This is a genomic window from Sphingomonas bacterium (assembly GCF_903644135.1).
GTDB lineage: Bacteria > Pseudomonadota > Alphaproteobacteria > Sphingomonadales > Sphingomonadaceae > Sphingomonas.
This window is the reverse complement of the sequence record NZ_CAHJXA010000260.1, coordinates 1-4,099: the sequence shown is the minus strand read 5'-3', so window position 1 is coordinate 4,099 and position 4,099 is coordinate 1. Positions and strand designations below refer to the sequence as shown.

The window sequence follows — 4,099 nt, the reverse complement described above, 5'->3', positions numbered from 1 at the left end:
GGCGGTCGCGCCGATCATCGGCCAGCTGCTCGCCGCGGCGATGGCGGAGAACCGGCACAAGCCGCTGCTCGACGCCGCGATCCGCTGGGCCGGCGGTGCGCTCGCCGCCAACGACGTGCTGATCCGCCGCATCGTCCACGACCGCGCCGGCTCGATCCTGCGCTGGACCGGGCTCGACGAGACCGTCGCCGACAAGCTGATCGGCGGCCTCGACACATTGCTCGCCGACATGGCCGACGATCCCGAGCACCCGCTACGGCTGGCGGCCGAGGAAGGGCTGGACCGTTTCGCCTGGAACCTGCGCTACGATCCCGTCATGCGCGAGCGGGTCGAGCGGATGAAGGAGGATCTGCTCGCCAACCCGGCGATGCAGCGCTGGCTCGACGGGTTGTGGGAGCAAGCGCGCGGGCTGCTCCTGGCGATCGCGCGCGATCCGGAGCGGGCGATGCGCGGGCCGCTCGGCGACATACTGCGCCAGCTCGGCGCGTCGCTGCGCGACGACGCGCGACTGGCAACCGGCATCAACCGCTTCATGCGCCGCGCGGTGGTCGGCATCGCCGCTGATTATGGCGACGGCATCGTCCGGCTGGTATCGGAGACGGTGCACGGCTGGGACGCCGACACGGTCACCCGCCGGCTGGAGAACGCAGTCGGCAAGGACCTGCAGTTCATCCGCGTCAACGGCACGGTCGTCGGCGGGCTGGTCGGCGTTGTGATCCACGCCGTCGACCTGGCGCTTGGCTGATCCGCATCCCTAACGTCTTGCCGCGACCGCAGCTTTCCCGCAAAGACTGGCACGATGAGCAGCGCGGCGGCTGATTTCCAGCAGGACGGGACGGGCGGTGCCCTGCGTTTCTCCGGCGACCTGTCGCTGGCGCGGCTCGGCACCCTGCCGCAGCGGTTGGAGAAGGTCGACGGCAAGGTCGCGTCGGTCGACCTGTCGGCGGTCGAGCGGATCGACACGGTCGGGGCATGGGTCGTCCACCGTTTCGCCGCGCGCCACGACGCCACCGTCGAGGGCCTGTCGCCCGACAGCCAGCACCTGTTCGACCAGGTGATCGCCGCCGACCGCCCCGCCGAGCCGGTCGCCAAGCGCCAGCCGTCGGTCCAGCGCGTGGTAGGCGAGGTCGGCGATGCGGTCGTTACCACCTTCCAGACGCTGTACGGCCTGCTCGGCTTCCTCGGCGCGACCGTGATCGCGTTCTGGAACGTCACGGTCAGCTTCGTGCGGCCGCCGCGCCGCTTCCGCTTCAACGCGACGGTGCAGCGGATCGAGGTGGTCGGCGTCTCGGCGCTCGCAATCATCGGCCTGATGAGCTTCCTGATCGGCATCGTCATCGCCCAGCAGGGCGCGGTCCAGCTCGCCCAGTTCGGCGCGGAGGTGTTCACCATCAACCTCGTCGGCCGGCTGTCGTTGCGCGAACTCGGCGTGCTGATGACCGCGATCATGGTCGCGGGCCGCTCCGGCAGCGCCTTCGCCGCGCAGATCGGCACCATGAAGCTGACCGAGGAGATCGACGCGATGCGCACCATCGGCGTCTCGCCGATGGAGGCGCTGGTGCTGCCGCGCACGCTGGCGGCGGTGCTGATGATGCCTTTGCTCGGCTTCTACGCGTCGCTGGTGTCGATCATCGGCGGCGGCCTGTTGTGCTGGATCTCGCTCGGCATCCCGCCCGCCACCTTCGTCCAGCGCATCCGCGAGGTGGTGCCGATCACCGACCTCTACATCTGCCTGGTCAAGGCGCCGGTGTTCGGCGCGATCATCGCCATGGCCGGCTGTTTCCAGGGGATGCAGGTCGAGGCCGACGCCGAACAGGTGGGGAGCCGCACCACCGCCGCGGTGGTCCAGGCGATCTTCCTGTGCATCGTCCTCGACGCCTTCTTCGCGGTGTTCTTCACCTGGATCGGCTGGATATGAGGGCGGCCGGTCAGGAGACGGGCGACGTCGTCGTCAGCGTCCGCGGGCTGAAGAACGGCTTTGGCGACCAGATCGTCCATGACGGCCTCGACCTCGACGTGCGCCGCGGCGAGATCCTGGGCGTGGTCGGCGGCTCGGGCACCGGCAAGTCGGTGCTGATGCGCTCGATCATCGGCCTGCAGACACCGATGGAGGGGGAGATCACCGTCTTCGGCGAGCACACCATCGGCCGCGAGGAGACCGAGAACACGGCGCTGCGCAAGCGCTGGGGCGTGCTGTTCCAGGGCGGCGCGCTGTTCTCGACGCTGACCGTCGCCGAGAATGTCGAGGTGCCGCTGCGCGAATTCTACCCCGAGCTGGACCCGGCGCTGATGGCCGAGATCGCCGGCTACAAGGTGGTGATGACCGGGCTGTCGGCCGATGCCGGGCCGAAATTTCCCGCCGAGCTGTCGGGCGGCATGAAGAAGCGCGCCGGCCTCGCCCGTGCGCTGGCGATGGACCCGGAGCTGCTGTTCCTCGACGAGCCGACCGCCGGCCTCGACCCGATCGGCGCGGCGCAGTTCGACGACCTGACCAAGTCGCTGCAGAAGACGCTGGGGCTGACGGTGTTCATCATTACCCACGACCTCGACTCGCTTTATGCGATCTGCGACCGGGTGGCGGTGCTGGCCGACGGCAAGGTGATCGCCACCGGCACCATCGACGAGCTGCTGGCGACCGATCACCCCTGGATTCAAGAATATTTCCGCGGCCCCCGCGGCCGCGCGGCGGCGGATACGCAGGAGGCGCATGGCAGCGCCCCTCAACCCGCCGACGCCGAAGCCGCCGCTCACCCGACCGAGGTCAAGACCAAGGCGATGGCCGCCGCCGATACCGCCAAGACCAACCCCGGTGGCGACGCCGGCGCCTATCAGGCCCATGTTAAGCATTTAGGGACCAGCTGATGGAAACTCGCTCCAACCACGTCCTCGTCGGCACCGTCGTGCTGATCCTGCTGGCGGTGCTGGCGATCTTCACCGTCTGGATCGCGCGGCTCGGCGGCACGTCGGAGAAGCAGTACGACATCTTCTTCAAGCAGGCGGTCGACGGCCTCGCCAAGGGGTCGGCGGTCACCTATTCGGGCGTGCCGGTCGGCCAAATCAAGACCATCGCGCTATGGAAGAACGACCCGCAGTTCGTCCGCGTGCGGATCAGCATCAACGACGACACGCCGATCCTGCGCGGCACCACCGCGACCGTCCTGGGCAGCTTCACCGGCACCAGCACGGTGTCGCTCGACGGCGGCATCAAAGGGTCGCCGTCGATCGACTGCCCCGAGGAGAACCCGCTCGCCGCCTGTCCCTATGGCGTGCCGGTCATTCCGACCAAGCAGGGCGGCATCGGCGCGATCCTCAATTCCGCGCCGCAGCTCCTGGAGCGGCTGTCGACGCTGACCGAGAAGCTGACCGGGCTGCTCACCGACAAGAACCAGGCGTCGATCGCCGGCATCCTCGACAACACCAACCGCATCTCGGGCGCGCTCGCCGACCGCGCGCCGGAGATCGCGGCGACGCTGGCGCAGACCCGCGTCGCCATCCAGCAGGCCGGCGATGCAGCGCAGCAGGTCGGCAAGCTCGCCGACACCACCAACGGCCTGGTGACGACGGACGTGCGGCCGGCGATGGCCAACCTCAACAAGACGCTGGAGTCGGCGCGGGCGAGCGTCGACACGCTCAACGGTGCGATCGGCGACGCCCGGCCGGGGCTGCAGACCTTCTCGCGCTCGACCATCCCGGAGGCGAACCAGCTGGTCCACGACCTGCGCGCCACCGCGGCGGCGCTGTCGTCGGTGGCGCAGCGCGTCGATCAGGAGGGTGCGGCCTCGATCATCAGCCAGCCTAAGCTGCCGGACTATAAGGGCAAATGAGATGGGACGCATGAGGATCACCCGGCTTTGCGCGGCGATCGCCGCCACGTTGCCGCTCGCGGGCTGCATCAGCTTCGGTGCGAAACCGCCGCCGTCGCTGCTGACGCTGACCGCCGCCGCCGCGCCCGCGATCGGACAGGACCAGAACTCGGTCGCGGCCAAGTCGATCACCATCGAGGTGCCGTCCGCGCCGCAGTCGGTCGCGACCTCGCGCGTGCCGGTGCAGGCGACCGCCACCACCATCGCCTATGTGCCCAAGGCGCTGTGGGCGGAGC

General features: G+C 69.4%; 4 protein-coding genes and 1 pseudogene. All 5 read left to right on the top strand.

The window, feature by feature from the left end:
• Nucleotides 1–745, top strand: a 745-nt coding sequence (locus HUU96_RS12480; RefSeq protein WP_174293095.1) for a DUF445 domain-containing protein, incomplete at its 5' end; no start/stop codon positions are given.
• Between the two features lie 54 nt (nucleotides 746–799).
• On the top strand, nucleotides 800–1,918 hold the full coding sequence (locus HUU96_RS12475) for an ABC transporter permease (RefSeq protein ID WP_174293094.1): 1,119 nt from the start codon (nucleotides 800–802) through the stop codon (nucleotides 1,916–1,918).
• Complete coding sequence (locus HUU96_RS12470; RefSeq protein ID WP_174293093.1) at nucleotides 1,915–2,862, top strand: ABC transporter ATP-binding protein; 948 nt, start codon at nucleotides 1,915–1,917, stop codon at nucleotides 2,860–2,862. The genes HUU96_RS12475 and HUU96_RS12470 overlap by 4 nt, the downstream gene beginning before the upstream one ends.
• Complete coding sequence (locus tag HUU96_RS12465; RefSeq protein ID WP_174293092.1) at nucleotides 2,862–3,824, top strand: MlaD family protein; 963 nt, start codon at nucleotides 2,862–2,864, stop codon at nucleotides 3,822–3,824. Before HUU96_RS12470 ends, HUU96_RS12465 begins: the two co-directional genes overlap by 1 nt.
• A 10-nt stretch (nucleotides 3,825–3,834) precedes the next feature.
• Nucleotides 3,835–4,099: pseudogene (locus HUU96_RS12460) on the top strand (ABC-type transport auxiliary lipoprotein family protein); the annotation flags it as partial.

Coding starts and splice junctions, on each gene's coding strand:
- HUU96_RS12475 (WP_174293094.1), top strand. CDS start 800: ATGAGCAGCGCGGCGGCTGATTTCCAGCAGGACGGGACGGGCGGTGCC.
- HUU96_RS12470 (WP_174293093.1), top strand. CDS start 1,915: ATGAGGGCGGCCGGTCAGGAGACGGGCGACGTCGTCGTCAGCGTCCGC.
- HUU96_RS12465 (WP_174293092.1), top strand. CDS start 2,862: ATGGAAACTCGCTCCAACCACGTCCTCGTCGGCACCGTCGTGCTGATC.